Raw genomic sequence first — 26,639 nt, forward strand, 5'->3', positions numbered from 1 at the left:
GGGTCTGCATGGCGTCGGGTGGCATCGGTGAGTGGATACGCAGAAGGCCGACAGAATCAAGACAAACCAGGGCCGGGGAACCGGTCGGGGGTTTGGGGTGGAGTGTCCAACAGGAAGTCAATAATATACCGACCTGTGGATGGTGGCGGTTGTTTTCCCAAAGGGTGAGCTGGGTTGCGCAACGCTGCGTGAGGCCGATTTCCCAGGACCAGCGTTTCCAGTATGCTGATTGGTGTGAGCATCGGTAATCTTGATTCGGATGTTACCAAGTGAAGAACGATTCGGTGGTTGAGGAAGGCAGCATGCATTCACATGTGTTCGGTCGGTCTCTGGCCCTCTTCTTGAGCATGGGTCTGGTGGTCGGCCTCTCGGCCTGTGGCGACAATGCCCTGCCATCCGGCGGGCAAGGCGGCACGGACCAGAGCCTGAGCGGTGAATTCGCCGGCTCCGGTGCCTCCTCCCAACAGAGCGCCAACGAGGCCTGGATCGCAGGCTTCCGGCAGAACCACCCCCAGGCGCGCATCTCGTATGACCCTTCCGGCTCCGGTGCCGGGGTCAACGCCTTTCTGAACGGTTCGACCATCTGGGCCGGCTCCGATGCCCCTTTGAGCAAGAGCCAGATCAGGCAATCCGAGGCCATCTGCCAGGATGGAACAGCCTTCGACCTCCCCGTGTACGCCACCCCCATAGCTGTTGCCTACAACCTTGGCGACGCCGGACTGAACGGACCTGATCGTCATCTGAACATGACGCCTGAGACCATCGCCCGAATCTTCAGTGGGAAGATAACCAACTGGAAAGACCCGGAACTGGCCAGGCTCAACCCGGGCGCGACCCTGCCCGATCTGCCCATCACCGTGGTCCACCGCTCCGACAAGTCAGGTACCACCAAGAGCTTCGTCTCATACCTGCATGATGCCGCCGGATCGGCCTGGCCGTATGCAGTGGGGGAGAACTGGCCCAACGACCTGGGGCAGAGCGCCAAGGGGACTGCAGGCGTGGTCATGACCATGACCCAGGCCCAGGGGACCATAGGGTATGCCGATGCCGCACAGACCACCAGTCTGGGATCGGTGGCAGTGAAAGTAGGCAATGGCTGGACGCCCCCATCGGCCAAGGCGGCCGCACTGGTTCTGGACTCCGCCAGGCCCTCCCCTGATGCCGTGGAGCCCAACCGGGTGGTCCTGGACATCGACCACACCACGGATCAGGCAGGCGCATACCCAATCATGCTGATTTCCTATGACGTTGCCTGCTCGGTGTACCGGCACGATCAGGACCGGTCCAAGGCCAGGTTCGCCAAGGCTTGGCTCACCTACATCGTCAGCGAGGAGGGTCAGCGCCAGGCTGCGGCCAACGCCGGCAGTGCCGAGCTGAGCGAGGCCGTCAGGGCCAGGGTCATGGCATCGGTCAAGAAGATCGAGGTGGACTGATGAGGGACACTGAAAAACCGATGAAAGACGATGCAGAGGCCGGCGAGCGGACCACAGGGGAACAGCCTCCGGCCGGTCAGACGCAAGGCGGGCCCCACTCAGGGGCAAGGGCCGATCGAATCTTCCGTCTGTGTGCCCGGGGGGCCGGGATTCTGATTCTCCTGGTCCTGGCGGCCGTGACCCTCTTCCTGATCATCAAGGCCTTCCCTGCCTTCATCGGGGACGGGGAGCAGCGGACCAGGGCCATCGACTCCCTGAGTGGGGGGAGGGCCTCCGGATTCTGGCAGTATGTGGGGCCACTGGTCTTCGGTACGGTCCTGATTGCAGGGCTGGCCCTCCTTATGGCTTTCCCGGTGGCTGTGGGCATCGCCCTCTTCATATCCCACTACGCCCCGGCCAAACTCTCCACGGCATTGAGTTACGTGGTGGACCTTCTGGCAGCCATTCCCTCGGTGGTATATGGACTCTGGGGCGCACTGGTGCTGGTTCCCGGCATCACCGGATTCTGGGGCTGGGTGGCCAATCACCTTGGCTGGATCCCACTCTTTGCAGGCCCTGTGGCCGCCCCGGCGCGATCGGTCGCCACAGTGGCCCTGGTGCTGGCCGTCATGATTCTGCCCATCATCACTTCCGTCACCCGTGACATATTCCTCCAGGCGCCGCGTCTCCAGCAGGAGGCCGCCCTGGCACTGGGGGCCACCAAGTGGGAAATGATCCGACTGGCGGTACTTCCCTTCGGGCGGTCGGGAATCATCTCCGCCTCCATGCTCGGCCTGGGCCGGGCCCTTGGGGAGACCATGGCCGTTCTGATGATCCTATCCCCGGGCTTCAGCTACGCTCTGCGCCTGCTTCGCCCCTCGACCAGTCAGACCATCGCCGCCAACATCGCCTCCCAGTTCCCCGAGGCGGACTCAATCGGGGTGAGCCTCCTGGTGGCTACCGGTTTGGTCCTCTTCGTCATCACCTTCCTCGTGAACTACCTCGCACGCAGGATCACGTCCAAGGCGGGTGAATGATGGACAAGGCGGACAAGACAACGGCAGGGCTACGGAAGGAAGGTGGGGCGACCATGGGTGACCAGCGGCTTTCCAGTGCATCCCCGGAGGTCAGGACTCCTGACGACGGCGCCCTTCCGGTCATCGACTTCGACAAGTTCAAGCCAACCCGGTCATCACTCAGGGCCCGCAAACGCAAGAACCTGGTCATGACCGCCCTGATTGTGCTCTCCTTCCTGGTGGCACTGGTTCCCCTGGTTTCGGTTCTCTGGGTCAGCCTGGTCAACGGGATGGAACGGCTCAACCTTGACTTCCTGACCCACAACATGAGCGGGGTGGTGGGTGGCAACCCCACGGCCACCGGTGGGTACGGCGGCATTCTCCATGCCATCATCGGCACCCTGGAGGTCACTCTGGGAGCCATGGTCATCTCCATCCCCATAGGGGTCATGTGTGCGGTCTACCTGGTCGAATACGCCCACGGGAGTCGGCTGGCCAAGGCCATCTCCCTCCTGGTGGACGTGATGAGCGGCATCCCCTCGATTGTTGCGGGTCTCTTCGCCTTCTCCATGTTCGCGACCCTGGTCGGCCCGGGAACGGTCAACGGATTCTCCGGGTCCGTTGCGCTCTCCCTCCTGATGATCCCGACCGTGGTCAAGACCTCCGAAGATATGCTGGCTGTGGTTCCCAACGACTTGAGGGAGGCCGCCTATGCCCTGGGCGTCACCCAGCAAAGGACCATCACCAAAATCGTTCTGCGTACGGCCCTGCCGGGCATCGTCTCCGGTACCATCCTGGCCATAGCCAGGGTCATCGGCGAGACGGCCCCCCTGCTGATAGCCTCCGGTTTCATCGCCACGACGAACCCCAACCTCTTCTCGGGGAGAATGACCACACTTCCGGTCTACGTCTACAACGAGTACTCGGAGGGGTTGGCGGTCTGCGGGCCGGGGGCCTCCCCGGGGTGCCTGACCGATATACGCATGCAACGCGCCTGGGCGGCGGCCCTGGTTCTGATCATCATCGTCCTCCTGCTCAACCTGCTGGGACGGCTGATTTCACGTATCTTCTCGGTCCAGGAGGCCAAATGAGGCGAAGAGTAGGGGCCACGGGCTCCGGTCCCGCAACGACAATCGTGATGACCATGGAGGAGACGGCATGGGCCAGCGTATAGACATCAATCACCTCAACGTCTACTATGGCGACGTCCTGGCCGTCCAGGACGTGAACATGAAGATCCTGGCCAACAAGGTCACGGCCTTCATCGGCCCCTCAGGCTGCGGAAAATCGACGGTTCTGCGCACCCTGGACCGGATGCACGAGATCACCCCGGGCGCCCATGTGGAGGGGCAGGTGCTCCTTGAGGGGCGTGACCTTTACGGGCCGGATGTGGACCCGGTCGAGGTGCGGCGCGACGTGGGCATGGTCTTCCAGCGAGCCAACCCCTTCCCGACCATGTCCATCAGGGAGAACGTCCTGGCCGGCGTAAGGCTGAACAAGAAGCACATCTCCAAATCGGACGCCGATGACCTCGTCGAGTGGGCCCTGCGTGGTGCCAACCTCTGGAAGGAGGTGAAGGACCGCCTTGACAAGCCGGGTATCGGACTTTCGGGAGGCCAGCAACAGCGCCTGTGCATCGCCCGGGCGGTTGCCGTCCACCCCCAGGTCCTCCTTATGGACGAGCCCTGCTCCGCCCTTGACCCCATCTCCACCCTGGCCGTTGAGGATCTGATCAACGAGTTGAAGAAGGACTACACAATCGTCATCGTGACCCACAACATGCAGCAGGCTGCAAGGGTCTCGGACTACACGGCCTTCTTCAACCTCAAGGCCGTGGGCCAGCCTGGACACCTGGTCGAGATGAACGATACGACCACCATCTTCTCCAATCCACAGGAAGAGGACACCGAACGTTACATTTCCGGACGGTTCGGCTGATTCGTGGCCCAGCACGGTTCGGTTGCCGTCTCCGTGTATCGTTCGTCCGTTCAGTCCCGCTCTACGCGTGCGGGATGTGACACCATCAGTGCCACATCCCGCATAACTCGGTACCATGGGAGCGAACCGCAAGGTTGAGGAAGCCGGTGGCGAGAGGAGCGGTGTATGTCTGTGGTGCTTGAGCCGGTCATACTCCTGGCCATCATCCTGCTGGGGTACCTCTTCAAGCGGGTCGGGCTTTTCAAACCTATGGACTACAGGGTCCTGCAAACGGCCGAGTTCAACCTGATTCTGCCGGGCGCCATCGTCTTCTCCTTTGCCACCAATCCCCATGATTCCAGTCTTCTCCTGGTCTCCGTGTTCGCCTTTGTGGCCTCCCTGGTGCCGCCATTGGCGATCTACCTGACCAGCCGGCACGCTTCGGTGGGCCACAGGGCCTTCCTTATGCTGAACGGTTCCGGGTTCAACATCGGCTGTTTCAGCTTCCCCATGTTCCAGTCCCTGCTGGGTCCTGCGGCCCTGGTTCCCGCCGCCATGTTCGATATCGGCAACAATGTCATGGTTGCCGCCGGAACGAACGTCATGACCCAGGGGCTTCTGCATATCAGGCCGGGGGAGCCTTTGAGCAGCGAGGAGAAACTGGTCAGGGTCGGAACCGCGCCAGCGGTGAAACTGGACGATTCCGATGCGCGGAATCTCCGCTTCAAGGCCATGCTGACCAATATCGTCAAGGGGTTCCTCGGCTCCGTCTCCTTCGATACCTACCTGGTCATGCTGGCCCTGATGTTGGCCGGGGTGACCCTGCCCGGCTGGGTGGCTCAGGCGAGCAGGCCCTTTTCGGCGGCCAACGCATTCTGCTCCATGCTCATGGTTGGCATGTTGATGGATCTTCCCGCAAATGTGCAGGATGTCAAGGAGGTGGCGCAAATTCTGGCATGGCGCATACCGTTCGGTGTCATCTTCGCCCTGGCGGCCTGGTTCCTGCTTCCTTTCGGCCCTCTGGTCCGGCAGGCGGTGGCCCTCTGTTGCCTGGCGCCCACAGCGGTTTTCGCCACCATGTTCACCGACAAGGTGCTGGGCAATGCGAAATTGGCGGGCTTCACCCTGGCTCTGACCGCCTTCTGCTCAACCGTCCTGATGATTCTGGCCCACCTGCTGATGGGGGCGGTCTGAGTCAAACGGTGACCTTCGGTTCCCCTGGTCTTGTATCGGCGGTTCAGTCCTTGTCCGAGCGCTCCTGCTTGAGGGTGCGTCCTTCGCGGGTGCGCTGCTTGTTGACTGTGGCGGCAGCGATTCGTTCGGAGGTCTTCTCATCCTGACCGCGTTCGATTTCTGTGTCGTGGATGTGCTTGTACTGCTTTTGGTCGTCCTCGTCCCAGTGATTGTCTCTGACCATGACTTCCTCCTTGAAAAGTCCCCGGTTTTGCCTGCTGACTCCTTGTCCGGATGGCTCGGGTAGTGCCGATTATAGGTGCGGATCGCTGCCAGGTCGGGTTCTTGCCGAACAGGGCGTATCCAAGAGGGGAAAGGGGTGCATGAGGAAACAAAAAAAGCCGAGAACTCATGATATTCTTCGAATTGTCTAACGCCAAATAAGACAATAAGGACAGAATATGCAAAAGCTATTTCGGCTTTCGGATAACAATACCACAGTCTCAACGGAAGTGGTAGCTGGCATTACCACATTCTTCGCCATGGCCTATATCATCGTGGTCAATCCCTCGGTGCTTTCCTCGGCGGGCATGCCATGGGGTGCGGTCTTCATCGCGACCCTGATAGCAGCGGTGATCGGCACGCTCATCATGGGGCTGGTGGCCAATGTGCCTTACGGTGTGGCCCCCGGTGTGGGGCTGAACGCCTTCTTTACCTTTACCGTGGTCAAGGGTCTGGGATTCTCCTGGCAGGAGACCCTGAGCATGGTCTTCATCTGCGGACTCCTTAACATCCTGGTCACGGCCACCAAGTTGCGGAAAATGATCATTCGGGCCATACCACCCATGCTTCAGCACGCCATAGGTGGCGGTATCGGCATCTTCATCGCCTATGTGGGGCTGCTCAACGTCGGTGTCATCAAATTCAGTCCTGACAAGACCTCTGCTGCCGGAGCCAATCCCGGACTGGCCGTGTTCAATACGCCCACACTCATCCTCTTCGTCATCGGGCTCCTCCTGACCATTTTCCTGATGGTCTTCAAATTCAAGGGCGGACTGGCCTTCATCAACAAGGCATCCTTCGTCATCTCCATCATCGTCGTCACCCTGATCGGCATCCCCCTTGGGGTCACCACCATGTCGAATTCGATTAATCTGGGTCAGGCCTTCTCCCAGCTGCCGGAGACCTTCCTGGCCATATTCAGTCCACAAGGCTTCCCGGCCCTCTTCTCGGATCCGGCCAAGCTCCCCATCGTCCTGGTGACCATCTTCGCCTTCTCCCTTTCCGATACCTTCGATACGATCGGCACCTTCGTGGGCACCGGCCGTCGTTCCGGCATCTTCTCGGCGGCGGATGAGGAGTCCCTGGAGAACGGCAAGGGATTCAGTTCCAAGATGGACAAGGCCCTCTTCGCCGATGCCACCGCTACCTCCATCGGTGCCCTGTTCGGCACCTCCAACACGACCACCTATGTTGAATCCGCCGCTGGCATCGCCGCAGGTGGACGCACAGGCCTGACCTCGGTGGTCATCGCCGGATGCTTCGCTTTGAGTGCCCTCCTCGCCCCGCTGGTCTCCGCCATTCCCTCGGCTGCGACCGCACCGGTCCTGGTCATTGTGGGATGCATGATGATGAGTTCCTTCGGTGAGATCGAATGGGGTGACCTCGCCGAAGCCATTCCGGCCTTCTTCACGGCCATCTTCATGGGATTCTCCTATTCCATCTCCTACGGTGTAGCAGCTGGATTCATCACATACTGCCTGACCATGACCTGCAAGCGTAAGGCCAAGGAGGTTCACCCCATCATCTGGGGTGTGGCAGCTCTCTTCATCCTGGACTTCATTCTCCAGGCTGTTCTCTGAGCACAAGGATGGAGGGCCCTGCCGCCTGACCAGGTTCAAAGACCTGGTGCGGACGGCGGGGCCCTCCTTTGTTATGTCCGGCTTGCGTAGAATTCGCCCCGTCAGTGTCTTGGGCCCGGGGGGGGGGTAATGATGTGGGCCGCCTACGAGTACCCAGGGGAGTTAGGCGTTCCCCTGGGTGGTCCTTCCTCAGATGAAGTAGCGGTGGCGCCGGTTGGCGCTGGCCGCGGTGAGGATGAGGCTGCTGGCGGTGATGAGGAGGATGATGCCTGCGCCTCCGGCGTTGGGCAGGCTGCCGGTGTGCCGGTAGGTGTAGGTGTTGCTGGTGTCGTCGGGCTGGTCCTGTCCGGCGAGGGTCCACCGTACGCGTACGGGCACGGGGCCGGGTTCGTGGGCGGTGGTGGTGGCCTGCCAGGTGTCATCGCCGGTCCGGTGGAGGGGGAGGGTGTCGTTGTCGATGGTGAGGCCGGTTGGTGTGGGCTGCGGGGGGATGGCGGCCTTGCGTGGCGTGGGTGTGGGGTTGGTGTCGCCGTGGCCTGCCTGTCCGTTGGTGTTGTCTCCCCAGGCCTGGGTGTCGCCGTTGGTGTCGATGGCGATGGTGGTGTCGCCGCCGGCGGCGGTGAGGGTGGTGTTCAGGCCGGGTACGGCCGTGGGCTGTGTCGGTGTGCCGGTGGTGTGGCCGAGCTGCCCTTGGGTGTTGTCTCCCCACGTCCAGGTGCGGTGGTCCTGTCCGATCGCGACGCTGTGGTTGCGTCCAGTGGATACGTGGGTGAACCGGTAGGTGTCGGCCGTGCCCGCCGTCCGTATGCGTGCGGGTGTTGCGGTGTCGGTGCCGTCGGCGAGCCTGCCCCAGGCCCAGAGGCGTCCCTGCCGGTCGATGGCGGTGGTGTGGTCGCCTCCGGCGCTGGCCTGGACGTAGCCTGCGGGCTGCTGCGGGTCGGGGGCGGCTGCGGCTGCGGGTGTGTCGGTGTCGTCGTGGCCGAGCTGGCCGTTGGTGTTGGCGCCCCACGTGTACAGGTTGCCGTCGGATCCGATCGCCGCGGCGTGCGTGTCGCCCGCCGCGATCTGCTCGTACCGGAAGGCGGGGGGAGCGTCCTGGGGCAGGGCGACCCTGACGGGCCGGCTGCTGCCGGTGGTGTGTGCCGTGTCGCCGAGTCCGCCGGGCAGGCTGCCCCACGCGTAGAGGTTGTCGTCGGAGCCGAGGGCCATGGTGTAGCCGTCGCCCGCGGCGGCCCGCACCCAGGTGAACCCGGTGTCGGTGCCGTCGGGGCGGGTGGCCTTGACGGGTCTGGTTCGCTGGCTGGTGGTGCCGTCGCCGAGCTGGCCCTGGGTGTTGTCTCCCCAGGCGTACAGGTTGCCGTCGCTGCCGACGGCGGCGCCGTGGGTGCGCCCGGCCGCGGCCTGCACCCAGGTGAACCCGTCACCGGCGCCGTTCGGCCTGGATATCGTGACCGGGGTGGTGTGTTGGCTGGTGGTGCCGTCGCCGAGCTGCCCGTTGGTGTTGCTTCCCCAGGCGTACAGGTTGCCGTCGGATCCGATGCCGAGGGTTGAGGTCCCGCCCGTGTCGATGGAGGCGAGGCGGATGTCGGGTGCGGCGGGTGCGGTGAGGGTGACGGTGTCGCCTCCGTGTTCGCTGCCGTGGTCCGGGCTCAGGGTCCACCGGCCGGTCCGGTGCCACCGGGCCGTCACGGTCAGGTCGTGCTCCAGCGGCTGGGTGAAGTCGTAGGCGACGTCCCCGTCGAACCACCCGTCGAATGTCCACCCGGACTCGGACGGGTCTTCGGGCCTCCTGGTGGGCTCCCCGGCGGGGACCTGCTGCGCGTCGGGGGTGCGCCCGTGTTGGGTGGTGAAGGTGAGGGTGACGGTGTCGCCGGTGTACATGAATTGCAGGCTGGTGTCCTCGGACTGGTCCGCGTCCTCGGGCCCCGCCGAGCTGGTGCCTGCTGCCGAGCGGATGGTCAGGGTCACGGTCTCGGGCCGGTGCCTGGGGGAGGTGGCGTGCCATCCGTCCGCCCGGTGCCGCACCTCTCCAGCGCTGGGCTTGGCGCCGAACAGCACCCCGGTGACGGGGGAGCCGGCCGGCCGCGACACCATGGTCGGGCCCGGGTGGGCCGTGGCCGGGTCCGTGTCGCTGGTGCCGTCGCCGAGCTGGCCGGAGTCGTTGGCCCCGGACGCGTACACGTCACCGTCGGAACCGACGGCCAGCGTACGGTCACCGCCCGCGCAGAGATCGGCGTACGCGAATCCGGCCGGTGTCCCCTTGGGGTTGGGCAGGCGGGCGGGGGCCACGCCGTCGTTGGTGCCGTTGCCGGTGGTGGTGCCCAGCTGCCCGTACTGGTTGCCGCCCCAGGCCCAGATTCCTGAGTCGGTGAGGGCGGTGGAGTGGGTGCGTCCGGCGCTGACGCCGGTGGCGTGGGACGGGCCGGGGACGGCGCCCGGCCTGCCCGCGGGTTCGGCGCCGGTGGGGGTGCGGCCCAGCTGGCCGCTCCCGTTGTGCCCCCACGTGTACACGGTGCCGTCCCGGGCGATGCCCATGCTGTGGTCGGCTCCGGCGCTGACGGCCGTGAACCGTAGGCCGGTATCGACGGGCGACGGCGCGGATCCGACGTGGCCGGTCAGGTCGTCGTCGTTTGTGGCGTTGGTGGTGTCGCAGCTGCCCCAGGTCCAGGCGGTCCCGTTCGTGTCCAGGCCGATGGAGTGCCTGGAGCCCGCGCTGACGGAGGCGAAGGCCGCCTCGGGCACACCCACACCAGTGGGCGTGCCGGCGGGCGGTGTTTCCTGGTCTGTGGTGTTGCGCCCCAGCTGCTGGTATTGGTTGTCTCCCCAGGCCCAGATGTTGCCGTCGCGGTCCAGGGCCGTGCTGTGGTCGGCCCCGGCGCTGATGGCGATGAAGGTCATGCCCGTCGGCGTGGCGGCCGGGCCCGGCCTGTCGGCGGGGTTGCCGTTGTCTGGGGTGCGGCCGAGTTGTCCTTTTCCGTTGCTGCCCCAGGTCCATACCCTGCCGTCCCGGTCCAGGGCCATGGAGTGGCCGTTTCCGGCTGCCGTCTGGATGAACTTCACGCCCGCGGGTGCGGCGACCATAATTGGTGCGGTCTGGTTTGTGGTGGTGCCGTCGCCGAGCTGGCCGTCCTTATTGTTGCCCCATGCGTATAGGTTGCCGTCGCTGCCGACGGCGAGGGAGTGGGACTGTCCGGCGGACACCTGGGCGAACCGTACCCGGGAGGTGGGGGTGTCGATGCGCACGTCGGTGCCGCCCCGCCACGGCCCCTGGGCCGGGTCGGCCTTCCACCGGCCCCAGCGTGCGGTCAGGACCGTGTCCCCGCTTACGGGCTTGGAGAAGTCGTAGGGCCTGTCGCCCTGGAACCAGCCGTTGAAGGTCCACCCGTCGTCCGTGGCGGGGTCGTCCGGGCGGTGCACTGTGTCACCGACGATGACCTGCTGGGGTGGAGTGGGGGAGCCGTGCTCCGTTTTGAAGGACACGGTGGCGGTGCCGCCCGTGTAGGTGAACCGCTGACTGGTCTCGTCGGGCTGGGGTGCGCGGTTGGTGACGGTGGATTGGATGGTGAGGGTGACGGTGCCCAGTCCGTGCCTGGGCGAGGTGGCATGCCACCCTTCGAACCTGCGGTAGGGGCCGCCGATGTTGCGGGCCTCACCGAACAGGACCTTCGTGACCTCCCGGTCGACGGGACGCCAGGCCAAGACAGGGTTGGTAGGGTCACTGCCTGTTAAGGTGTTGTTGCCGTGCTGGCCGTAGTCGTTCCGTCCGTACGTATATGCTTCACCGTCCGAACCGAGGAGCAAGGTGTGACCCTCGCCGGCTGCGATGCTGGTGTAGCGGAAGTCCGTGGGGGCCCCAGTGGGGGCTGCGACCCTGGTGGGGGTGGCCGTGATCTCGCCTGTTCCGGTTCCGAGTTGGCCGTACCTGTTCCATCCCCACGCCCATGTGCCGGTGTCGGTGATGGCGAAGGAGACACCCGATTCTGAACTTCCGCCGTTGGCGCTGTCGACTTGGGTGGCTCCGGTCAGGCCGGGGACCCGGCCGGGCTTGTCGGCGGGGTTGGCGCTGTCGGGGATGCGGCCCAGCTGTCCTTTTCTGTTGTCGCCCCAGGTCCAGACGGTCCCGTTCCGCGCGATGGCGATGAAATGGAGACCGTACCTGTCCATGCTGTAGGCCTTGAACCTGACACCGGTATCAACGGGGACAGGTTCGAAACGAGGCCACCGCCAGGTCCAGATTCTGCCGTCCGTGTCGAGGGCCGTATATCCGTTTGTTTGGGGATTGTGTGCGGGGCAGATGGCGGTGAAGACGGTCCCCCCGCCCATATCCAGCTTGTGGGGCGTATCTGTATCGAAGTATCCCCAGGTCCAAACCTGTCCACTGCTGTCGAGGGCCATGGAACTGTCATCGCCTGCGGACACGGCGGTGAACGTCACCCCCTCCGGGACTACGGCCAGACCGGGAGTGTATCTGTCCGTGCGCGGGCGGCCGAGGCTATCACCGAAGTCAGCCCCCCAGGTCCAGATTCTGCCATCCCGGTCCAAGGCTATACTGTGGGATATCCCGGCGGACAACTGGGTGAACTTCACTCCTTCCGGCATGGCGACCATCCGTGGGCCTTGAGGTTTTCGGGTCCAGTCATCGGTGCCTGTCCCCAGACGTCCGCTATTGTTGTTTCCCCATGAGTATGCGTTGCCGTCGCTGCCCAACGCCAGAGAGAAGGCAGTGCTTGCGGATATTTGGGTGAAGCGTACTTGGCTGCCGGGGGTGTCGATTTTGACGTTGGTGCCGCCGTGCCAGGGTCCTGTGCCGGGGCTGGTGGTCCATTTGCCCCATTTGGCGGTGAGGGTCAGGTCTTGCGTGACTGGCTTGGTGAAGTCGTAGGCGAGGTCGCCTATGAACCATCCGTTGAAGGTCCATCCGGGCCTGGTGGGGTCGTCGTGGGGCCATGTGGCGGTCTTGCCGTCGGGGATGGTCTGGCTTGCCGGCATGCCCTGGGTGTCGGGCTGTGAGGTGAAGGTGACCGTGTGGCTGCCGGTCCTGGCCTGCGGTGAGGAGGCCTTCATGCCGGCGGGTGCGGGTGCGGCTGTGGTGGTCTGCCTGGTGGTGAGCGGGTTGGGTGTGGCCAGGGTGGTGGGTGTCGCGGTGGTTTTCGTGGGCTGCGTCGCTGCTGCCGGGGACTGCGGTGTGGTCGAGGATGACGGTGTGGTGGTTCCTGTGGGTGTGGTCAGGCCGTCATCGGAGACCGGGGTCGCCTTCATTCCCCCATTTACTTGAGTGTATGAGTTGATGTCGGTGGCCTGTGCACCTGCTGCCAGGCCGGCACCCATGACGGACAGCACCGCCAGGGCCGCGACGACAGGACGGACGGTACGACGACCGAAACGGTTCAGTCTGCGCATGGTTCGTTCTCCCCAAATTTCCCCAACTATCATCCTTCGGTTCAGGCCGATAGTCTCAAACCCAATCCGGAATATCCGCCATCCCCAATAGCGGACCCGAATCACGTATGCTCTTCTCTATGATAAAACCGTCTCAGACTTTATCATCCCGCTCCCGCTTGGCGCAATATGCAGAACGAGCGCGGGCGTGTACGGCGTGCAGCATCCCTGCTGCGGTGTGTGCGCGACTGGTTGCAAGGCGTGGACTGGTTTGGGGCTGATGTAGAGGGGGTGGAGGCGGCCCGTTGTTGGGGTTTGGTGGACCGCCTCCGGTTGGCCGGGGGGTTGGTGTTCCCCTTTTGGTGTGGCCTCTTACTCGTGCGAAGTGGTGATGGTTGTTGTGGGTGGGGTGTGTCGTTGTCGGTTGGCGTCGGATGTTGCGATGCCGAGCATGCCGGCGGTGATGAGGAGGATGATGCCTGCGCCTCCGGCGTTGGGCAGGGTGCCGGTGTGCCGGTAGGTGTAGGTGTTGGTGGTGTCGTCGGGCTGGTCCTGTCCGGCGAGGGTCCATTGGACGCGTACGGGCACGGGGCCCGGGTCGTGGGCGGTGGTGGTGGCCTGCCAGGTGTTCGGTCCGGTCTGCCTGAGGGGGAGTGTGTCGTTGTCGATGGTGAGGTCGGTGGGTGTGGGTTGTGGGGGGATGGTGGCGGCGCGTGGCGCGGGTGTGGGGTTGATGTCGCCGTGGCCTGCCTGTCCGTTGGTGTTGTCTCCCCAGGCTTGGGTGTCGCCGTTGGTGTCGATGGCGATGGTGGTGTCGCCTCCGCTGGCGGTGAGGGTGGTGTTCAGGCCGGCTATGACGGTGGGGATGCCGGGGGTTCCGGTGTTGTGGCCGAGCTGCCCTTGGGTGTTGTCGCCCCAGGTCCAGGTGCGGTGGTCCTGTCCGGTGGCGGTGTAGTGGTTGCGTCCGGTGGATACGTGGGTGAACGGGTACGTGTCGGTCGTGCCTGCGGGCTGGATGCGTGCGGGTGTTGTGGTGTCGGTGCCGTCGGCGAGCCTGCCCCAGGCCCAGAGGCGTCCCTGCCGGTCGATGGCGAGCGTGTGGTCGCCTCCGGCGCTGGCCTGGACGTAGCCCGCGGGCTGCTGCGGGCCGGCCGGGCCGGCCGGGCCGGCGGCTGCGGGGGTTCCGGTGTCGTCGTGGCCGAGCTGGCCGTGCGTGTTCGATCCCCAGGTGTACAGGTTGCCGTCGGATCCGATCGCCGCGGCGTGCGTGTCGCCCGCCGCGATCTGCTCGTACCGGAAGGCGGGGGGAGCGTCCTGGGGCAGGGCGACCCTGACGGGCCTGGCGCTGCTCGCGGTGCGTGCCTCGTCGCCGAGTCCGCCGGCGAGTGTTCCCCACGTGTAGAGGTTGTCGTCGGAGCCGAGGGCCATGGTGTAGCCGTCACCGGCTGCGGCCCGTATCCAGGTGAACGTGCTGTCGGTGCCGGCGGGACGGGAGACCTTGACGGGCCTGGTGCGCCGGCTGGTGGTGCCATCGCCGAGCTGGCCCTGGGTGTTGTCTCCCCACGCGTACAGGTTGCCGTCAGAGCCGACGGCAACGCCGTGGGTGCGCCCGGACGCGGCCTGCGTCCAGGTGAACCCGTCACCGGAACCGTCGGGCTTGGCGACCCGGGTTGGGGTGGTGTGCTGGCTGTCGGTGCCGTCGCCGAGCTGGCCGTTGGTGTTGTCTCCCCATGCGTAGAGTTGTCCGTCGGATCCGATGCCGAGGCTGGTGGTGCCGCCCGTGTCGATGGAGGCGAGGCGGATGTCGGGTGCGGCGGGTGCGGTGAGGGTGACGGTGTCGCCTCCGTATTCGCTGCCGTGGTCCGGGCTCAGGACCCACCGTCCGGTCCGGTGCCACCGTGCGGTCACGGTCGTGTCATGCTCCAACGGCTGGGTGAAGTCGTAGGCCGTGTCCCCGTCGAACCACCCGTCGAACGTCCACCCGGACTCGGATGGGTCTTCGGGCCGCCTGGTGGGTTCGCCTGCGGGGACCTGCTGCGCGTCGGGCGTGCGCCCGTGCTGGGTGGTGAAGGTGAGGGTGGCCATGTCCCCCGTGTACATGAATTGCAGGCTGGTGTCCTCGGACTGTCCCGCGTCCTCTGGCCGCACCTGCCCCGTGCCTGCTGCCGAGCGGATGGTCAGGGGCACGGTCTCGGGCCGGTGCCTCGGCGAGGCGGCATGCCACCCGTCCACCCGGCGGTGCACCTCTCCAGCGCTCGGCTTGGCGCCGAACAGCACCCCGGTGACGGGGGAGCCCACCGGCCGCCACACCATGGCCGGGTCCGGGTGGGCCGCGGTGGACGTGGTGCCGTCGCTGGTGCCGTCGCCGAGCTGACCGGAGCCGTTGGCCCCGGACGCGTACACGTCACCGTCGGAACCGACGGCCAGCGTACTGTCTGCGCCCGCAACGGCAGCGGTGTATGAGAACCCTGAGGGTGTTCCCTTGGGGTTGGGTATGCGTGCGGGTGCCACGCCGTCGTTGGTGCCGTTGCCGGTGGTGGTGCCTAGCTGCCCGTACCGGTTGCCGCCCCAGGTCCAGATCCCGGAGCCGGTGATGGCGGCGTTGTGGGTGCGTCCGGCGCTGACGCCGGTGGCGCCGGACGGGCCGGGGACCGGGCCCGGCCTGCCCGCGGGTTCGGCGACGGTGGGGGTGCGGCCGAGCTGGTCGCTCCCGTTGTGTCCCCACGTGTACACGGTGCCGTCCCGGGCGATGCCCATGCTGTGGTCCTCGCCGGCGCTGACGGCCGAGAATCGCAGACCGGTGTCCACGGGGGCGGGCCTGAAGTCGGCGTGGCCGGTCAGGTCGTCGTCGGTCGTGCCGTCACTGAGGCCGCCCCAGGTCCAGGCGGTCCCGTTCGTGTCCAGGCCGATGGAGTGCCTGGAGCCCGCGCTGATGGAGGCGAAGGCCGCCTTGGGCACACCCACACCCTTGGGCGTCGAGCCGGAACCGGAAGAACCCACCTGCCTGTGCCCGTCGTATCCCCAGGTCCAGATGTTGCCGTCCCGGTCGATGGCCATGCTGTGCTCGGCCCCGGCGCTGACGGCGATGAAGGTCACGCCCGCGTGCGTGACGGCCGGGCCTGGCTGCTTGCTGTTGTGGGGTTCGTCGCGTCCGAGTTGATTGGCGAGGTCGCTTCCCCAGGTCCAGATGTTGCCGTCCCGGTCCAGGGCCATGGAGTGGCTGCCCCCGGCGGACACCTGGATGAACTTCACGCCCGCGGGTGCGGCGACCATGATTGGTGCGGTCTGGTTTGTGGTGGTGCCGTCGCCGAGCTGGCCGTCCTCATTGTTGCCCCAGGCGTACAGGTTGCCGTCGGAACCGACGGCGAGGGAGTGGGACTGTCCGGCGGATACCTGGGTGAACCGTACCGGTGCGGTGGGGGTGTCGATGCGCACGTCGGTGCCGCCCCGCCAGGGCCCCTGGGCGGGGTCGGCCTTCCACCGGCCCCAGCGTGCGGTCAGGGTCGTGTCCCCGCTTATGGGCTTGGAGAAGTCGTAGGGCCTGTCGCCCTGGAACCAGCCGTTGAAGGTCCACCCGTCGTCCGCCGTCGGGTCGTCGGGCCGTCGGGCGGCGTCTCCGACGATTACCTGCTGGGGTGGAGTGGGGGAGCCGTGCTCCGTTTTGAAGGACACGGTGGCTGTGCCGCCCGTGTAGGTGAACCGAGAACTGGTGTCGTCGGGCTGGGGTGCGCCCTCGAACTTGTACTGAATGGTGAGGGTGACGGTGCCCAGTCCGTGCCTGGGCGAGGTGGCGTACCACCCGTCGAACGCGCGGTAGGGGCCGCCGATGTTGCGGGCCTCACCGAACAGGACCTTCGTGACCTCCATGACGACGGGTCTCCACGTCATGACAGGCAAGGGGTGTGCTGGGTGGCCGCCCCTGTCGCTGGTGCCGTTGCCGAGTTGGCCAACGAGGTTGTCTCCGCACGCGTATGTTTCACCGTCCGAGCCGAGGAACACCGTGTGCGTTTGGCCGGCTGCGATGCTGGTGTAGCGGAAGTCCGTGGGGGCCCCGGTGGGGGTTGCGACCCGGGTGGGGGTGGCCGTGATCTCGCTGGTGCCGTTGCCGAGTTGGCCCCGGGTGTTTTTTCCCCAGGCCCATGTGCCTGTGTCGGTGATCGCTATGCAGGTACCGGATGATCCCCAGCCATTGGTGTCGACTTGGGTTGCTCCGGTCAGGCCGGGGACCCGGCCGGGCTTGTCGGCGGGGTTGGCGCTGTCGGGGACGCGGCCCAGCTGCCCTCCTAGGTCATCATCGCCCCAGGTCCAGACGGTCCCGTCCCGCGCGATGGCGATGACACGGTAGCCGTGGATCTCGATGCTGTAGTCCTTGAACCTGACACCGGTATCAACGGGGGCAAGTTCGTTATAAGGCAACTGCCAGGTCCAGATTCTGCCGTCCGTGTCGAGGGCCGTATATCCGTATTCGTTGAAACCGGCTGCGGAGTGGATGGCGGTGAAGACGGTCCCCTCGTCCTGGTCAACCTTGTGGGGCGTCTTTGTGTCGGTCCATCCCCAGGTCCAAGCCTGTCCATTGCTGTCGAGGGCCATGGAAGTGGTATTGCCTGCGGAGACGGCGGTGAACGTCACCCCCTCCGGTACTACGGCCAGACCGGGAGTGTATCTGTCCGTGCCGGGGCGGCCTAGGCAACTGCCTATGTCGTTGCCCCAGGTCCAGATTCTGCCGTCCCTGTCCAGGGCCATGGCGTGCCAGAATCCGGCGGACACCTGGGTGAACTTCACGCCGTCCGGCATATTAACCATCGTTGGGGCCTCCTGTCCGACAACGGTTATGCCCTGTCCCAGCTGTCCGAAGCCGCCGCTCCCCCATGCGTATGCGTTGCCGTCGCTGCCCAAGGCCAGGGAGTAGTCATAGCTTGCGGATACTTGGGTGAAGCGTACCTGGTCTGTGTTGGCACCGAGTTTGACGTTGGTGCCGCCGTGCCAGGGTCCGTTGTCGGGGCTGGTGGTCCATTTGCCCCATTTGGCGGTGAGGGTCAGGTCTTGCGTGACTGGCTTGGTGAAGTCGTAGGCGAGGTCGCCTTGGAACCAGCCGTTGAAGGTCCATCCGGGCCTGGTGGGGTCGTCGTGTGGCCATGTGGCGGTCTTGCCGTCGGGGATGGTCTGGCTGGCCGGCATGCCCTGGGTGTCGGGCTGTGAGGTGAAGGTGACGGTGTGGCTGCCGGTCCTGGCCTGCGGGCCGGAGGCCGGCTTGCCGGTGTTGGCGGCTGCGGTGGCCTGTCTGGTGGTGAGCGGGTTGGGTGTGGCCAGCGGGGTAGGCGAGGCCGCGGCTGTCGTGGGCTGCGTCGCCGCCGCCGGGGACTGTGGTGTCGCCGAGGGTGACGGGGTCGCAGCCGGTGTGGTGGGTCCTGTGGGTGTGGTCAGGCCGTCACCGGAGGCTGCCCCCCCCCCCCCCGTTGATCTGGGAGTAGGTGGTGTCGGCGGCCTGTGCGCCCGCGGCGAGGCCACCGCCCATGACGGACAGGGCCGCCAGGACCGCGACCACCTGACGGACCGGACGACGGCCGGACCTGCCCGGATTGTGCAAACGCATGGATTCTCCCCCCAACTGTCACCCACGGGCCTGGTCCCACGGCCGAGGCCCCACCCGGAATCCCGCCGTCCCCGCGGCGTCATCCGGACACAAGGTGATCCGCAAACTGAGGCCGACCCTACCACGCTTCAAGTCCTCGATGGGGTATTTGCCCACAGCGGGTCGCACAAATACAGGAAGCGGTCGCAGCACGCACAAAAAGACCCCCCGACAGGCTCTCCATATCGGGGGGGGGGATTCGTCCGGCTTTTATCGAATCAGTACCAGTTCGACGACTGGGAGTGAGACCAGGCACCGCAAGGAGTGCCGTACCGACCCTGGATGTATCCGAGACCCCAGACGATCTGGGTGCGGGGGTTGGTCTGCCAGTCGGCGCCGGCCGAGGACATCTTGCTTCCGGGCAGGGCCTGAGGAATGCCATAGGCACCGGAGGGGTTGGCGGCGTTGGTTCTCCAACCGGACTCCTTGTTCCAGAGCTGGACCAGGCAGGTGAACTGGTCCTCGCCCCAACCCCTGGCGGTGACCAGTTCGTGGGCGATGCTCTGGGATTCGCCCACAGGTGCCGTGGTTGCGGATGACCCTGATGATGACGATGCCGACCCGCTGGTTCCCGATGACTGACGACCGGTGCCGACCAGGATGACCTTGTTGACGGGTGCCGTCTTCACGAAGGATGCGAAGACGTTCTTGGAGAGGTTCTTGTTGCCAGCCGCGGTGACCAGACTGGTGGTTTCCATGACGCCGTTCTTGCCCTCGGTCTTCACCTTGGTGGTTCCGGCGGGGAGGGAGTCGGTCTTTTCCTCAATGGTGTTGAAGGGTATGTCGGACTCGTCGGTCATGACCTGGGCGTCCGCCCGGTCGATCTTGATGACCGTCTTCTCACTCACGGGTTTGGTCAGGGCCGGGCTGATCTGATCGCCAGGCTCCAAGGTGATGTCGCCCGCTTCGAGCACGGATTTCACATCGGTGAAGCCGTTGCCCAGGACGACCCGGTTCTTGCCGTTGATCTGTACGGTGACATAGGAGGTGTTGGCGCTCGATCCGCCTTCGCCGTTACGCAGGGCCTGTCTGGTGGAACTCCTGGAGACCTCGTGGTTCTGCTGGGTGGCGGAGTAGGCCGTGATTCCCTGTGCGGGGCCGCCGTTCTGGGTCGCATAGAAGTCGCGGGAGATGAACCCCGCGCCTATGATCAGGCCAACGACAGTGGTTCCTGCGGCAAGCCGTACCCACTGACGCTTGGTCAGGGCCTTGACCGCAGCCATCCGGCCTGTGCCATGCTTCGCCATTACACTCCTCTGTTCGGTCAACAGATCCTCAGCGGTTGCAGTCCGGACGCAATCCGACCCTGCCTCCCATCCGGGCATGCCGAAGGGAGCGCTGGAACATATGCTTCGATTCTAGTCCACCGCCCGTACTGAACCAACCCTGGCGGGCGGGAGACCGCCTTATTCCTGGGTGGCCGTATCCATATCGGCCTGTCGGGCCTGCTCGATCAGGTCGTCAAGGTCGGAGGCTCTCAGGGCTCCTGCCTGCTTGAATATGATCTGGCCCTGTTTGGCGATCATCAGGGTGGGGACGGCCTGGATGCCGGCGGCTGCGGCCAGATCCTGGTTCTTGTCGATGTCGACCTTGCCGAAAACGATATCGGTGTTCTGCTCGGAGGCCTTGTCGAAGATGGGGCCGAACGCCTTGCAGGGTCCGCACCAGGTGGCCCAGAAGTCGATCAGCACCAGGTCGTTCCCGCTGATGGTCTGCTCGAAGTTATCCGAGGTGATAGTCGTGGTGGCCATAATCGCGCTCCTAACGAATCCCGCTGCTGCAAGGGAAATTCCCATGCAGCACAACAGTTCTCTTCCCATCAGCATTCCATCAAGGCTGGAGAAATCGCGGAAATAAGCTCAGGGTATATATATGGACGGGTGGTTTCGCCCGGTCAAGCCGGGAACCAATAATAGGGTGTATGCCAGTGTTGAATGACGAAATACCCGACGACGATGACTTCGATTCCAACCGCAGGCGCGGTGAGTTCTCCAACATCACTCCGGAGGATTTCGTGCGTGGCACTTCGCGGGGCAATCCTCCCGGATGGCTCGACAAGGAGCAGATAGACCTGGCACGCAGGAAGCTGCCCATGGCGTATGTCGAGGTTGTTCCTGTACGGGTTGACGATCTCGGATTGGTGTCGCAGGTGGGGTCCCTCCTTTGCGTCGGGGACGACGGCAATATAGAGCGGACCCTGATCACCGGGAGGGTGCTCTACCACGAGACCATCAGGGAGGCCCTGGCAAGGAACATCGCCAAGGACCTGGGTGAGCTTGCCCTTCCTGTCCTGCCTGCCGGGCTCCAGCCCTTCACTGTGGCCGAGTTCTTCCCCACGCCCGGGCTCTCCGAGTACTACGATCCCCGCCAACATGCCATCGCCCTGTGCTATCTGGTTCCCGTGGCCGGCGACTGCAAGCCCCAGGATGAAACCCTTGAAGTGGAGTGGGTCGATCCCAGGGGGGATATGCTCGACACCTTCATAGGCCAGATGCCCAACGGGCACGGGCGTGTACTTCGCACGGCCCTGTCCTGGGCGGGGGTCCTCTGATTCAGGCGTCATAAACCAGTGGAATACCAGCAGTAGGGAAGGCAGGTCGGAGCCGATGACCATGACCATCACCAATACCGTATATCGCGAGGGAGAGGGTCTTCCTGTGATTCTCTGCCATGCCTTCCCGGTCGACCATCGCATGTGGGATGTGTGTGCGGACAGCCTGATCAATCAGGCCGACCGGCGGGGGTTGATCCCCTTCCCGATCTATGCGCCGGATATGCCCGGGGCCGGTGATGGCCCACTGCCTCTGGAGGAACAGAACGGTGGGCTGGCCCCGGACGGTTCATATCCTCATGCCTTGGACCGGATGGCTGAAGCCTACGTTGACCTGGTTGCCGGGCTTGGGCATTCAAAGGCCATCTGGGTCGGTCTCTCCATGGGGGGATACCTGGTGGAAGCCGTCTGGCGGCTTCATCCGGAAGTGGTGGCCGGTATGGCCCTTTGCGACACGACGACCAAGGATGATGCCCCACAGTCCCGGGCCAACCGGCTCGCCATAGCCCAACGTTGCCTGGACACGGGCGGGGTGGATGGGGTCATGCACTTCGCCCGGCCTCAGGAGGGTGATTCCAGGTTCAAGACCTCGCCGGAGTTCATCGACACCATGACCGGGTGGATTGAATCCCAGTCACCCCAGGGCATCGCCTGGAGGGAACGGATGGCTGCAGGTCGTCCTGACCAGACCGGAATCCTGCCCGGTATCGAAGTGCCTCTGACCATGGTTTCCGGTGAGCTGGATCCCTCCAGCCCGCCCAGGGTCATGCGGCCCCTCGCCGATGCCGCCACCTCGGTACCCGGAGGAGTGCGATTCGTATCGGTTCCCGAGTGCGGACATTTCAGCGCCGTTGAGCGTCCCGACCTGGTGGCCTCCGCCCTGGTCGATCTGGTGGCCGATGTTCAGGGTTCGGGCAGGGTCGAGGAATCCGAGGGGTGCTGAGATGACCGATTCCCCTCATTCCGCCTTTTCGCCCCTGGCCCTGACCCGTACCCTCTCTTTCCTTCCCCTGGCGCAGGGGGACGTGGATTACTGCGTTGCCCGTCGCGGGCAACCCGGTCTCTTGCGGGAACTGGCGGGGTCGCCCGCCTCGGATGTGATTCTGGTTGACCGTGACCGCCTGGCCGTCCCCAAGGGACAGGGAGCCACGGCCGGACGTCGGCATGCGGGTATCCGCCTGGTCATGCTGCCGGCAACCTACCTGACGGAGGATCTCGGCGGGAACGGGTGCGACACCCGACCGCTGTACTATCTGGGGTCCTTGGAGGGCCGAGACTACCTGGCCCTGGATCTTGCCCTCCTGGAGCGGTATGCCGAAGGTGCACAGGCAGGTGATTCGAGGCTGATACATGCGGCCAGGGAGAGGTTCGACTGGATCGGATTGAGGGAGTTCGCCCCTCATGGCACGCCCCGACAGGTGGGCCTGGCCACCAGCGCGGTTTCCCTGTCGATGTGGCAGAGCCAGCAACTCTTCTGCCCTCAATGCGCCGCCCCTGTGGAACCCTGTCAGGGGGGTTGGGCCCAACATTGCCGGGGTGTGGAGCCTGGGCACATCCTCTTCCCCCGGATCGAGCCGGCCGTAATCATGTCCGTTGTGGATTCCCGTGACCGGCTCCTTCTGCAGCACAACAGTTCCTGGGGACCTGATTTCCATTCGGTTGCCGCCGGGTTCGTTGAGGCCGGTGAGAACCTTGAGCACGCCGTCCGCCGCGAGACCATGGAAGAGGTGGGCATCCGGGTGGGGGAGGTGCGCTATATGGGCTCCCAACCGTGGCCCTTCCCCTCTTCGCTGATGGTGGCCTTCAAGGCCCGGGCCTTGGGGACCGAAATCCGCGTGGATGGTCAGGAGACCAAGGAGGCCGGCTGGTTCACCCGGGACGAGCTGGGTGCACGAATGGCCGGCGGCACCATCCGTCTGCCCAAGCGGGCAACCATAGCTCGGGGCATGATCGAGGAGTGGTACGGCAGCGACCTGCCGGAGTACTGATGGAAAAGGGATTCTGGGTAAGGCACAGGGTAAAATAATCCAGGATCGAAACAGTGCGGAAAGGTGATCAATGGCTGCGGCGGGGCAATCGGAATCTCTGCTTCCTGAGGGTAGTGGAGGCGTGGAAGAGGCTGAAACGGTAATCATGCAGCCCATCCAGGTTCCCCTGGCCGATGATCCGGTTGAGTACCAGGACGAAGAGCCGGTTGATCTGTTCGAGGATGAGTCCGTCAGCCGGGTCTTCGGTGAGGCCACTGCCCGCACCTCCTGGTTCGGCACGCACAAGGCCATATGGATTACCCTGCTCCTGTTCCTCCTCCTCGCTGTGGTTCTTGTCGGTGGGTTCTTTGGCGCCCGTCAGTATTTCCAGGACAGAGTGGCTCCGGGGGTCAGTTTCGCTGGCCAGAGCATGATGGGCAAGGATGCCGATCAGGTCAGGAAGATCGTGGCCCAGAAGGTGCAGGACTCCAAGGTCGAACTGACCAGCCAGGGCAAGCCCTCGGTCACTGCCGGTCTGGAGGATCTCGGTGTTTCCGTCAATCAGGAGCGCACCGTCAAGGAGCTCATGGGAAGCAAACGCGAAGGCGACTTCGAGCGGCTCAACCCCTTCCGTCGTGTGTCTGTACCCTTGGTTGCCGAAGACAACGAACTGGCGATGGACCGGTTCCTCACCGGGAGATTCATCGACGAGGGCAGTCGCTCCGTTCCCTCATTCATCGTCTTTGACGAGGGCCTGCATGCCTTCACGGTCCAGGAGGGGCGCGGAGGCAAGGCCCCCAAGCTGGAGCCCGTCGAGAAGGCGGTCTCTTCCCTGGTGCAGGAGCCTGGACATGAGGCCAGGGTTGCGGTCACATACCAGGACATCCCCATGCCCATCACCGTGGAAGTGGCTTCCAAGGTGGCGGGCGAAGCCAACCAGCGCATCGCCAAGGACCTGGTTATTCAGGCGACCGATAACGACAGTATGAGGATACCGGCTCCGACCGTGGCATCCTGGGTCAAGCCGGACACCGACCTGAAGCGGGGGACCATGAGCCTGGACTTCGACCAGGCCGCCATCTCAGGTTATCTGAGCCAGGAACTCCCCAAGGCGCTCGACCGGGAAATGGTGACGGCCGTCAACGTCAAGAACACCAAGGGTGAGGTGGTGGCCGAGACCACCAAGGGTGTCGACGGGGTCAAGGTCAAGGACTTCGAAGCCACCGCCGACCAGGTCATCAAGGCGCTGAAGAGCGGGAACATGGATACCATCAAGGTCCAGGCCGATGTGACTCCTCACAAGGAGCAGACCAGGGTTGCCCGGTATGACGTTCCCGACGGCGATACCTGGATCGATGTGAATCTCTCCAACCAGACGGCCACCGTCTACCACGGCACCACCCCGGTCCAGACCTTCTTCATCTGCTCGGGTAAGCCCTTCGATGGGGACGGCTCGGATACGGGTACCTTCTTCATCAACGTCCGGTATGCGATTCAGACCATGCGGGGGCCGGGCTACGTCTCGCCCGATGTTCGTTGGGTCTCCTATTACAACGGCAGCGAAGGCTTCCATACGGCCGCTTGGAACCATGGCGGCATTGCCACGGGCGACCCCACTCATTACGGCTCACACGGCTGCATCAACATGTATGAGCAGGATGCCAAGTGGATCTTCGACAACGCACCGGTCGGGACCATGGTCAAGGTCTGGGGAGAGGTTCCCCCGGGGCCGGTCCGTTAGGGGCCTCCTCCTATCTGGTCCCCGGTGGTCAAAGGACCATGGTCCGGGACCTGGCGGGCGGTTTATGCCTCGGCACATCCCGGAGCATAGTAGGCTTGGACCCATGAGTGAAGAGAACAGCGAAGGCACCGTCCGATTGGACGTGCCCGATCACCTGCAGTATTCCCCCGACCATGTCTGGATCGACGCCTCCCAGGACCCGGCTGTAATCGGCGTGACCGAATATGCGGCGGACCAGCTGGGCAACCTCGTCTTCCTTGACCTCCCCGAGACGGGCACCCAGGTCGAGGCCGGCGATGAGGTGGTGGAATTGGAATCATCCAAGGCCGTGGAGCCTGTGGTCTGCCCGGTTTCAGGAACCATAGCCTACGTGAATCGCTCCGCCTCGGACGATCCCGGTGTCATCAACTCCGATCCCTATGGGGAGGGGTGGATCATGAAGATGACCCTTGACGATGATGAGCCCGACCTGCTGACTGCCGACGAATACAGCAAGATGCTCAGGAAGTTGGGCTGAGTCAGGGCGTTTCTCACCCAGGAGGCAATGGTGTCCGAGCGGGATAGTCGCAGGCCCTCTGAACAGGGAGGCCGGGGTGGCCCCTGGCAGGTCACCAGTGTCAGCACGGCCTTTGACGCTGCCGGTCCTGGCGAGCGCATCGAATCCAGACCGGCGCCGGTTCGTCTGGCCCGGCGTATCGTCACAGGCCTCTTCGAGTTCTGGGTGGGCCTCTCAACCGGTTTGACCGGACGGATGGGTTGGTTCCCCCGGATACAGCCCTATGTGGGGTACGGGACCCAGGCTTATTCGCGCTTGATCTGCCGGACCGTGCTATCCGATAGTCAGGGCAGGTCGGACAGAGCGATGAGGGGGATACGGGAGCTGCTGACCGTCCCTGCCCCCAGGACCAGGGTCGCCTTGGCCATCGATCAGGTTCGTCTGGGCACGGTTCAGGTGGGGGACTCCGCCGTCTATGACGCGGTGGATCCCAGCCGGAACCAGAACGGCGAATTCGTATTGTCGGATCGTTCCGGCTACCTGGACCTGGTCGCCGAACACCACCTGACGCCCGGCACTCACCAGGTCTCCTACAAGGTGCAGGGGCGGCCGACCGTCACGGCGCCCCTCTACATCATCCCTCCCGAGGCACGATTCGGAGTCATCTCGGATGTGGACGACACCATCATGGTCAGCCAGGTGCCCACCCACTGGAAGGCCGCCTGGAACTTCCTTCTTTCCGACCCTCACAATCGCTCCTCGGTGGCGGGGATGTCGGTCTTCTACAACCGGATCCATGATCTGGACCCTTCGGCGCCCTTCTTCTATCTTTCGGCCTCGCCCTGGAATGTTGAGGGCGCCATCCGGGGCTTCATCCGTGACCACGGCTTCCCCTCCGGGCCGCTTCTCCTACGAGATCTGGATCCCAGACCCAAGACCTTCGTGCCCTCCATCGTTCAGCACAAGATGGAGTTCATCCACCAGCTGATGGCCGACTTCCCCCATATGCGCTTCGTCCTTATAGGTGACGACGGACAGAGCGACCCCACCACCTTCGCCGAGGTGGTCCACCGCTATCCGGGCAGGGTCCTGGCCATAGGCATCCGCCAGCTCAGCCCGGGGGAATCGGGTCTGGGCATCATCAACCGAACCTCCTCCCAGCCTGCACCGGAGACCGGCGTACCGGTCTTCTACGGTACGACCGGGGTCAACCTGATGCGGACCATGTTGCCCTACCTGGCCGCCAACCACTGAGCGCCCTGTCCTTGTTCGGGCCCTATGCCCGATACCATCACATCCCCGGCCGTCAATCCAGGCCGCGGGTGTTCAGGTTCCGGCTATAATCGCCCCATGAGCTTTTCGGCAAGTGATTGCAACGATTCTCCCGATACCATCCCGACTGTTCCCAGGGCATTCGCCGAGGCGACCCGACGGAGCTTTCACGGCGACCTCTTCGAGGACCCATACGAGTGGATGAGGCAGAAGGAGGACCC

Annotated in this window: 16 protein-coding genes and 1 pseudogene; 12 read left to right on the plus strand and 5 right to left on the minus strand. The window is 64.5% G+C overall.

Going from position 1 to position 26,639, the window contains the following annotated elements; all coding sequences use genetic code 11:
• Positions 1 to 302: 302 nt before the first annotated feature.
• From BINDI_RS01420 to BINDI_RS01440, 5 genes are all read left to right on the plus strand, one after another.
• Positions 303 to 1,433 carry a phosphate ABC transporter substrate-binding protein PstS gene (locus tag BINDI_RS01420; RefSeq protein WP_033491678.1) on the plus strand — a complete coding sequence of 377 codons (1,131 nt, stop codon included), beginning with the start codon at positions 303 to 305 and terminating at the stop codon, positions 1,431 to 1,433.
• Between the two features lie 20 nt (positions 1,434 to 1,453).
• The gene (gene pstC / locus BINDI_RS01425) at positions 1,454 to 2,449 is read left to right on the plus strand and encodes a phosphate ABC transporter permease subunit PstC (RefSeq protein ID WP_052109103.1); all 996 of its coding nucleotides are present in this window, start codon (positions 1,454 to 1,456) and stop codon (positions 2,447 to 2,449) included.
• Positions 2,450 to 2,502: 53 nt separating this feature from the next.
• Positions 2,503 to 3,519 carry a phosphate ABC transporter permease PstA gene (gene pstA / locus BINDI_RS01430; RefSeq protein ID WP_033491704.1) on the plus strand — a complete coding sequence of 339 codons (1,017 nt, stop codon included), beginning with the start codon at positions 2,503 to 2,505 and terminating at the stop codon, positions 3,517 to 3,519.
• A 67-nt stretch (positions 3,520 to 3,586) separates the two neighbouring features.
• The gene (pstB, locus tag BINDI_RS01435) at positions 3,587 to 4,366 is read left to right on the plus strand and encodes a phosphate ABC transporter ATP-binding protein PstB (protein ID WP_033491679.1); all 780 of its coding nucleotides are present in this window, start codon (positions 3,587 to 3,589) and stop codon (positions 4,364 to 4,366) included.
• 165 nt (positions 4,367 to 4,531) lie between these two features.
• Entirely contained in the window at positions 4,532 to 5,539 is a 1,008-nt protein-coding gene (locus BINDI_RS01440) for an AEC family transporter (protein WP_033491680.1), read from the plus strand.
• Positions 5,540 to 5,582: 43 nt separating this feature from the next.
• Here the strand turns inward: BINDI_RS01440 and BINDI_RS01445 are convergent, their stop codons facing one another.
• Positions 5,583 to 5,762 (minus strand): hypothetical protein, encoded by a 180-nt coding sequence (locus tag BINDI_RS01445; RefSeq protein ID WP_033491682.1) that lies wholly within the window; start codon positions 5,760 to 5,762, stop codon positions 5,583 to 5,585.
• A 217-nt stretch (positions 5,763 to 5,979) separates the two neighbouring features.
• Between BINDI_RS01445 and BINDI_RS01450 the strand changes: the two genes are divergently transcribed.
• Positions 5,980 to 7,380 (plus strand): NCS2 family permease, encoded by a 1,401-nt coding sequence (locus tag BINDI_RS01450; RefSeq protein ID WP_033491683.1) that lies wholly within the window; start codon positions 5,980 to 5,982, stop codon positions 7,378 to 7,380.
• 189 nt (positions 7,381 to 7,569) lie between these two features.
• Here BINDI_RS01450 and BINDI_RS01455 read toward each other — a convergent pair whose 3' ends face one another.
• The 4 genes and pseudogenes from BINDI_RS01455 to trxA all read right to left on the minus strand — a co-directional run bounded on the left by BINDI_RS01455 (position 7,570) and on the right by trxA (position 20,142).
• On the minus strand, positions 7,570 to 12,780 hold the full coding sequence (locus tag BINDI_RS01455; RefSeq protein WP_041031335.1) for an RCC1 domain-containing protein: 5,211 nt from the start codon (positions 12,778 to 12,780) through the stop codon (positions 7,570 to 7,572).
• Positions 12,781 to 13,131: 351 nt separating this feature from the next.
• Positions 13,132 to 18,352: pseudogene (locus BINDI_RS01460) on the minus strand (RCC1 domain-containing protein).
• A gap of 257 nt (positions 18,353 to 18,609) precedes the next feature.
• On the minus strand, positions 18,610 to 19,638 hold the full coding sequence (locus tag BINDI_RS01470) for a resuscitation-promoting factor (RefSeq protein ID WP_052109081.1): 1,029 nt from the start codon (positions 19,636 to 19,638) through the stop codon (positions 18,610 to 18,612).
• A gap of 159 nt (positions 19,639 to 19,797) precedes the next feature.
• Positions 19,798 to 20,142, minus strand: a complete 345-nt coding sequence (gene trxA / locus BINDI_RS01475; protein ID WP_033491557.1) for a thioredoxin — start codon at positions 20,140 to 20,142, stop codon at positions 19,798 to 19,800.
• A gap of 170 nt (positions 20,143 to 20,312) precedes the next feature.
• Between trxA and BINDI_RS01480 the strand changes: the two genes are divergently transcribed.
• From BINDI_RS01480 to BINDI_RS01505, 6 genes are all read left to right on the plus strand, one after another.
• Complete coding sequence (locus BINDI_RS01480; protein ID WP_033491559.1) at positions 20,313 to 20,942, plus strand: NUDIX hydrolase family protein; 630 nt, start codon at positions 20,313 to 20,315, stop codon at positions 20,940 to 20,942.
• 55 nt (positions 20,943 to 20,997) lie between these two features.
• Positions 20,998 to 21,885, plus strand: a complete 888-nt coding sequence (locus BINDI_RS01485; RefSeq protein ID WP_033491561.1) for an alpha/beta fold hydrolase — start codon at positions 20,998 to 21,000, stop codon at positions 21,883 to 21,885.
• Between the two features lies 1 nt (position 21,886).
• Positions 21,887 to 22,930, plus strand: a complete 1,044-nt coding sequence (nudC, locus tag BINDI_RS01490; RefSeq protein WP_033491562.1) for an NAD(+) diphosphatase — start codon at positions 21,887 to 21,889, stop codon at positions 22,928 to 22,930.
• 70 nt (positions 22,931 to 23,000) lie between these two features.
• Positions 23,001 to 24,650, plus strand: a complete 1,650-nt coding sequence (locus tag BINDI_RS01495; protein WP_052109082.1) for a L,D-transpeptidase family protein — start codon at positions 23,001 to 23,003, stop codon at positions 24,648 to 24,650.
• Positions 24,651 to 24,753: 103 nt separating this feature from the next.
• Entirely contained in the window at positions 24,754 to 25,167 is a 414-nt protein-coding gene (gcvH, locus tag BINDI_RS01500) for a glycine cleavage system protein GcvH (RefSeq protein WP_033491563.1), read from the plus strand.
• 27 nt (positions 25,168 to 25,194) lie between these two features.
• On the plus strand, positions 25,195 to 26,400 hold the full coding sequence (locus BINDI_RS01505) for an App1 family protein phosphatidate phosphatase (protein WP_033491565.1): 1,206 nt from the start codon (positions 25,195 to 25,197) through the stop codon (positions 26,398 to 26,400).
• Positions 26,401 to 26,639: the final 239 nt, after the last annotated feature.

The organism is Bifidobacterium [indicum] DSM 20214 = LMG 11587 (genome assembly GCF_000706765.1).
Classification (GTDB): Bacteria; Actinomycetota; Actinomycetes; order Actinomycetales; family Bifidobacteriaceae; genus Bombiscardovia; species Bombiscardovia coryneformis.